This window comes from Halorientalis persicus (genome assembly GCF_900110215.1).
In the GTDB taxonomy this organism is placed as follows: Archaea; Halobacteriota; Halobacteria; order Halobacteriales; family Haloarculaceae; genus Halorientalis; species Halorientalis persica.
In genome coordinates this window covers 1-6981 of record NZ_FOCX01000069.1, presented here as the reverse complement: position 1 = coordinate 6981, position 6981 = coordinate 1, and the positions used below count along the sequence as shown (strand labels likewise).

At 57.4% G+C, this 6981-nt stretch carries 8 protein-coding genes; 3 read left to right on the top strand and 5 right to left on the bottom strand.

From position 1 onward, the window contains the following. A partial coding sequence (locus BMX17_RS24205) for a transposase-like zinc-binding domain-containing protein (protein WP_139203750.1) occupies window positions 1-270 on the bottom strand: 270 nt, incomplete at its 3' end. A 412-nt stretch (window positions 271-682) separates the two neighbouring features. Here BMX17_RS24205 and BMX17_RS24200 point away from each other — a divergent pair. Continuing rightward, the gene (locus BMX17_RS24200; RefSeq protein ID WP_092665047.1) at window positions 683-1093 is read left to right on the top strand and encodes a DUF7475 family protein; all 411 of its coding nucleotides are present in this window, start codon (window positions 683-685) and stop codon (window positions 1091-1093) included. Window positions 1094-1167: 74 nt separating this feature from the next. Here the strand turns inward: BMX17_RS24200 and BMX17_RS27750 are convergent, their stop codons facing one another. The 4 genes from BMX17_RS27750 to dps are packed head-to-tail and all read right to left on the bottom strand — an operon-like array spanning window position 1168 to window position 2920. Then, window positions 1168-1317 (bottom strand): DUF7563 family protein, encoded by a 150-nt coding sequence (locus tag BMX17_RS27750; RefSeq protein ID WP_449272167.1) that lies wholly within the window; start codon window positions 1315-1317, stop codon window positions 1168-1170. 18 nt (window positions 1318-1335) lie between these two features. After that, window positions 1336-1824 (bottom strand): thiol-disulfide oxidoreductase DCC family protein, encoded by a 489-nt coding sequence (locus BMX17_RS24195; RefSeq protein ID WP_092665044.1) that lies wholly within the window; start codon window positions 1822-1824, stop codon window positions 1336-1338. 7 nt (window positions 1825-1831) lie between these two features. Beyond that, entirely contained in the window at window positions 1832-2215 is a 384-nt protein-coding gene (locus tag BMX17_RS24190) for a 2Fe-2S iron-sulfur cluster-binding protein (protein ID WP_092665041.1), read from the bottom strand. A gap of 45 nt (window positions 2216-2260) precedes the next feature. Beyond that, a complete protein-coding gene (dps, locus tag BMX17_RS24185; RefSeq protein ID WP_092665038.1) occupies window positions 2261-2920 on the bottom strand; it encodes a DNA protection during starvation protein in 660 nt (219 codons plus the stop codon). Window positions 2921-3048: 128 nt separating this feature from the next. On the opposite strand from dps, the gene BMX17_RS24180 reads away from it, so the two are divergent. After that, a complete protein-coding gene (locus tag BMX17_RS24180; protein WP_092665033.1) occupies window positions 3049-3798 on the top strand; it encodes a helix-turn-helix domain-containing protein in 750 nt (249 codons plus the stop codon). 465 nt (window positions 3799-4263) lie between these two features. Next, complete coding sequence (locus tag BMX17_RS24175; protein WP_092665030.1) at window positions 4264-6519, top strand: hybrid sensor histidine kinase/response regulator; 2256 nt, start codon at window positions 4264-4266, stop codon at window positions 6517-6519. The last annotated feature ends 462 nt before the right edge of the window (window positions 6520-6981 follow it).

Below are 6981 nucleotides of genomic sequence, written 5' to 3'. Positions count from 1 at the left end.
TTGAATACTCGTGTTGAACCGTAAGAAGACGTAGATCGTGAAGTACCATTCTTTCAGCGAGAGCTTCGAATGAGCAAATATCGTGCCGGTCTTGTCGTTGAACGTCCGGCCGCAATTCTTACACAGATACCGCTGATACTCCCGATAGCTGCCGTTTCTGACCGTCAGGTCAGAACGGCAGCGGGGGCACTCGACGCCATCACGCCAGCGAACCTGCTGCAACAGGTCCGCTGCAGCCGATTCCGACACGAACCGGCTTATTGGGAACATATCGGGCACCGCTGGCGCGGTGCCCTTGCCCTCTTCGACATTCAGCCGCAGCTCTCGCTATCAACAATCTCCTTCGCAAGAGCGTAATTGTATAGGCGATAGCTGCGAGCAGTACTACGACAACAAAAGCACTGACGACGACGCCCATGATGGTCGGCGACGAACCGTCAGAGGTCGAATCAGCATTCATAACCTTTTGTTCCCGTAATATAGTGTGTATTGTACATATTTCAACAGACCGAAGCCAAGAAAGGTACTGATGTCGCTTGTCCGTCTCACAGACATACAGAAAATCAATCCCGAACCACCGGTTTTCTGCTGGGAAATGGCGGCCATATATAATGGCAAGGCCATTATTGTATGACGAGAATTGTGGCTCTCATTCATTACTAGTCTGGTATACTTGATTTATGTGACCGCTCAATCGACCACAGAGCGCGATGGATCGTATTTCAACCTGCCAGCAGACCCGGTCGGATATCTTGCGATTCTCGCGGCGTTGGTGACGGGCGTAATCCACCTCCTGTTAGGACCACGCGTGATGGGATTCAGTCAACTGATGGGAATCCTGTTTATTCTGAACGGGCTCGGGTTCCTCGGTGGAATCGCACTGTACGTCACATCGTACTGGCGTCGAGAGCTGTATCTCGTAGCCGCCGGCTACGCCATTATCACGATTATCGCGCTATTTGCTTTCCAGGGCGTTAGCGTCGATGCATTCTACATGGGTGAGTCGCTTAACCCCATGGCTGTCGGCTCGAAAGTTGCAGAACTCCTTGTCGCAGTCTGTGCTGGGTATCTGTACACCCAAACTACCTCCTGACTACAGGTATTACCGTCTGAATCCTCTCGAAGCCCCGGTCAAACCGGTCCTGCGACTGGATGTCAGTGCTGCTCTCAGTGATCGGGCCGTCGCTCACGCGTCACCTCACCGATCCCGGCATTCGCGGAACAGCTGGGACAGGCATACACACGTCCGGTTTCGTCGCCGAACACTCTCGCAAACTGCTCGGAAACGTGTTCCTCACAGGTTTCACAGACTGGCATATCCTGTGTCCTCCAGGGCTATTTAGGGGTTCCTCCAGTCCCGTGCGTACTTCGAGCGTTCGCTGCGAGCGTCTGATACGCGGCACCAGCAGCGGCAGTGAGCGAACGCGTCCCGTCGAGATTGGCTGGCTCCCGCTTCGCACCGGCGACGCCCCGCACCGCGTCACCGATGCGCTCGAAGTTGTCCGCGACGATATCCTGAACGAGCGTCGGGATCCCAGCACGGTCACACAGTTCGCCTGCAGTGGCCGGGCCGATCCACAACCGGTCCGCTCTTCCGTCGACGAGTACCAGCGCGAACGGGGGATCGTCGAACTGGGCCGCGAGGAACTGCTGTGCAGCGTCGTTGTTCCACTCGATGACGCCAACTTCGGGGAGTTGTCGGAGTGCCGTCGCTGCTGCCGAACAGAACGGACACTCTCCATCGAAAATGAGGACTGCCCCGTACGCTGGCTCTGCGTGATCTGTGTCGACCGTTTCAGTCGACTGTGTATCGTTCGTACTCATGATCTGTCTACGAGTCCAATTTCGAGTTGCCAGGTGGCCTGTCGTTGGCCGCTCTGAACTCCAGAAAGTCGTCGTACTGGTCGACAACGACGGTCGTGTCGGTTCGTGGCTTCGCAGTGCAGGGCAGGATGTAGCCGGCCTCGTCGTCCTCGTCGTAGTACCGACGTGCGTTCGGGTTGGCAACGTCGCCGTCTACGAGGCGGGCGGCACAGGTGGTACACCAGCCCTGCTGACAGTCGGCCGGCAGCCACACACCCGCCGAACGCGCGGCCGCGAGGATCGTCTCGTCTGCGCCAACTTCGAGGTCGTACGTCTCACCGGCCTCCTCCAGCGACGAATCCTCGGGAACGACGATCGTGACGGTCCACGTTTCGTTCGACGATTGTGTCATGACAGGGGAGTAGGGGAAGGTGGGGTTGGGAGTCGACTACGGGGATCAGGCCGAGTCGTTGAACCGGTTGTTCGTCGAGTACGGCGCGTCGCCCGGTTCACCGCGGGCGAAGTGGCCGGCCGGGTTGATCTCGTCGTCCCGTTCCTTGCTCAGTAGCTCGATGAACCAGGCCTCGTGGTCCATCTCCTCGTTGAGGATCCGCTGGGCCATGTCGTAGGTGCGCGGGTCGGCACCGCGAGTCATGTCACAGATCTCGCTCCAGGTCCGGATGGCACACCGCTCTGCCTCCAGCAGCACCTCCAGAATGTCCTCGACCGCCAGATCGGACGTGTCGAACCCGCCGCTGTCGTCCATCGGCGTCGGCACTTCGGCGTCCGGACAGGACGCGCGATCTGCGAAGTCACGGATGTCGTTCGGGAGCGATCCCTCAAGCTCGTAGATCCGGGGCACGACCAGCTCGAAGTGGGCCCGATCTTCGAGGCGAGCGTCCTCGGTGATCTCCTTGTAGTCTTCCTCGCCGGCGAGGTGCATCCGGAGGTTCGTGTAGTAGTAGTACGTCGTGAACTCCGCCCCGATGGCGTCGATCAGTTTCTCGCGGAGTTCCTCGGGGTCGACACCACGCTCGCGAATCACTTCGGCCCCGACTCGTTTGCTCGTGTCGCCCGGTGCCACCGAACCGCTGCCGTGTTCTTTCTCGTCGGACATCGCATTCTTACGTACCCCGGGAGTAGCAATCAGCTTTGGTTTAGCGATAACCAACTACTATAGCAAATAGTTATTAGGGTCCGAAATACCGGTGCTTTTGTCTTAGTAGTAATTAGCGTTAGATGAAAATGACCGGTAAGGCCGTGAGGGTCGACGAGACACGTGAGTTCGAGTTCGTCCTCCAGTTCGAGTCGGGGGCCGACGAACTGATGGACATCTTCCGACAGTACGAGAGTCTCTCACTGTGGTCGTCCGCGATTTTCGTGAACGACAATCATATGTGGCGACTCGATCACGCCAAGGGAACCGACGAAGCGCTGAGCGCGTTCGACAGGGTGTTCCTCGACGAGACGCGCTGTAACGAGTGCTTTGATGTCGACACTTGTGATACGGCGCGCTCGTATCAGGTCCTTGATCGTCAGGAGACGAGTCGAACGATCTACACCCTCCGTCGGGAGATCAAGAAATGTCACTCACTCCCACGTTTCGTTCTCGATCACGTCCAAGAGGGGACCGTGTTTGAGTCCCGCCGCGTCGGCGACGAGTACCGCTGGCGCGTTCTCTTCCCGGGCAATTACCCTATCGGTGATGTGTACGACACGATGGAATCGCATCTTCGCGATGGAGTATCGCTCTCGGTATCACATATCACCAGTGCCGGCAATTGGAACGCCACCGAGCGGATCGCCACGGACTTCTCGCCGGAGCACTGGCAGGTGTTGAAAGCCGCAGTCACGCATGGCTACTACGAACGGCCGCGGGAAGTGTCCGTCTCCGATCTGGCGTCAATACTCGACGAACCCCGTTCGACGGTCCAGTATCGGCTTCGGACTGCCGAAGACCGCATTGTGTCGCAGTTTGTCGAACAGACACTCTAATGAGGCAATCGAAGGGAGCTAGCCCCATATGCATTCAGACGATGGGTCTCAGTCCGAGCCACGTAGCAATCGTCCGGTTCTGACTCACCAGGCTCGTTCCAGTGGTATCTGATCTTTCATGTCGGTTCACGCGGAATCCCAACATCCGCATTCTGGGCTTCGCTCTAGGTTGGAGGATTGTTAGTGGAGAGCTGCCTGGTGATTTTGTAAGAGCTGAACTACGCGATCAATCGATCCAGAAGTGGGGCGAAACCGGTTGAACGAGGAATCTCAGGGAACTCACCCGATGTACGAGATCCTAACCAACAATCTCCGCCACAAGAGTGAGTCACGAATTCCGGTGCAATTCATACTGAATGCATTGATTTGTCTGGTTTCAATCAACCCTTATTGATAACGGAAACTTAAATTCTGTTTTGGCAAGTTTAATCCGGTGCAGGATCAGAGATAGGATAGAGGGATTCGATGCAGTCTAGTCCTGATACCATTCACATCCTCCACGTAGACGATGACCCCGAACTTGCCGACATGGTCGCGACGTTTCTCGAACGCGAAGACAGCCGGTTCGTCGTCAAGACAGCCGTCGACGCCGAGGACGGTCTAGACTGTCTCGACGAATCGCACTTTGACTGTATCGTCTCTGATTACGATATGCCCGGCCGCAGCGGAATCGAGTTTCTCGAAGCCGTTCGCGCCGAGTATTCCGATCTTCCATTCATCTTATTCACAGGCAAGGGATCAGAGGAAGTTGCGAGTGAGGCCATCTCAGCCGGCGTGACTGACTATCTGCAAAAAGAGTCAGGAACAGAACAGTATCGAGTGCTGGCGAACCGGATCAGGAACGCGGTCGAACGGGCCCACGCCCAGACCGAACGCCGGCGACAACTCAACGCGATCGAGACCGCAGGCGAGGGGATTAGCATCCTCGACGACCAGCGCCGGTTCATTTATGTCAATCAGGCGTACGCAGATCTCTATGGTTACGAGCCGGACGATCTCATTGGTGAACACTGGCGGAAACTCTACCGCGAAGACGATATCCAGTTCATCCACGAAGAGATCCTCCCGACAGTCGAATCCGAAGGACACTGGGAGGGCGAAACGGTCGGCGTCCGCGCGGACGGCTCGACATTCACCGAGGCACATCGGCTGTCACTGACCGAGAACGACGAACTGGTCTGTACGGTCCGAGATATCTCCAACCAGATCGAACGGGAGCGAGAACTCGAACGGGCGCGGACGCGGCTCGAAGCTCTGTTCGAGAACTCTCCTGATATGATTAACCTCCACGACGCTGACGGGAAGATTCTGGACGTGAACGAGCGCTTCTGTGATGTACTCGAGGCGTCCGCTGAGGAACTCGTCGGACGGAAGGTCTGGGAGATTGACGCCGAGATCGAACCCGACGAATTCTACGCCACGATTGACGAAATTGATATCGGTGACCGACGACGCCTCGAAACGAAGTTCCGGCGTGACGATGGATCGACGCTCCCCGTCGAGGTGCACATCGTTCATCTCAGTATCGACAGCAGTGACCGGTTCATGGTTATCTCACGTGACATCACAGAGCGCAAAGAGTACGAACGCCGGCTCAAAACGCTCAACGAGACTACCCAAGAACTGATGGTCGTCGACAGCCGGCAACAAGTCGCGGAGATCGGTGTCGAGGCGGCACGGACCGTGGTAGGACTGGAAGCGAACGCGATTCACCTCTGCGACGAGGAGTCAGGTGATTTAATCCCAATTTCACAGACTGATGCCGGGAACGAGCTCGTCGGCGAGCCACCGGCGTTTCAGGGAGGGAATAGCATCGCATGGCGCGCCTACGAGTCCGACGAGACAATACTGCTTGACGACGTTCGCGACGATCCAGCAACCTACAATCCCGAGACAGCCGTTCGGAGCGAACTGTTTCTCCCGCTTGGGGAACACGGGATCCTGATAGCAGCGACCGAGTCATCTGGGGCGTTCGACCAGCGCGATCGCGTCCTCGGCGAGATTCTGGCCGGAAGCCTAACCACGGCGCTCGATCAGGTCGAGCAGGTGCAACAGATCCGCGCCCACGAGCGTGAATTAGAAGAGCAAAACGAACAGCTTGAACAGTTCGCTAGGGTTGTGAGTCACGACCTCCGGAACCCACTGAACGTCGCCTTAGGCCGGTTAGAACATCTCCAGCAAGACTCCGAAAGTCCCCATCTCGACGCGATCGGGACAGCGCTGGATCGGATGGACCGCATCATCGAAGATGTCCTCTGGCTTGCTCGCGAACGCCAAGACATCGGTGCGACAGAACAGACAGCATTGGGAGATGCTATAGACGCCGCCTGGGCCATCGCGTGCGATGACGCACCCGACGCAGACATCCGCTACGCGAGCGACGCTGTACGACAAACTGTTATCGAAGCAGACGACGACCGACTGCGTCAGATGCTCGAAAACCTGTTTGGGAACGCCGTGGAACACGGCGGAAATGATGTCACAGTCACGGTCGGCGCACTCGACAATGGCTTCTACGTCGCGGACGACGGACCAGGTATCTCACCGGAGAAACACGAAGCGGTGTTCGAGGCCGGCTACTCCACGTCAGACGACGGGACTGGGCTCGGATTACAGATCGTCGAACAGATCGTCGACGCGCACGGTTGGTCAATCGCTGTTGTTGTGAGCGACGCTGGTGGCGCGCGGTTCGAGATTACGGGCGTCAAAAAAAGAGAATGATAGAGATACGAGCGCATACCCCCGCCTTCCCGTGAGCGACGAGTGTGCCGATACCAGTCGGAACCGAGGAGCGAACAGGCGGGGGTCAGGCGGACACTCAGGGGATACAAACCACCGTACTGCGGCCAGATTGGATGACCGACCGAAGGTTTTTTTTTCTTGGCCCGACGTATTGGAAATTGCTACGGAATCGGTGAGATGCCGGCCCCCAACAGACAAGGGGCGGTGACGACCACGGTCTGATCGTCACACGGCAATGACATCGATTCCGATGGGGTCGTCCGAGAGACGGCGTCTCTCGTGATCACGAAAATCTCCGATTTTCGAACGACCTGCGTGACCGGGCCACAGCCCTACAGTGAGGGAGAAAGCGAGAGTTTCACCGGGATGCTGCCGGTTCCCTCTGAGTGCGGGTTGGCCGGAATGCCTTGGTTCGGCAGGGCAGTCACCCGGTGGCCGGAT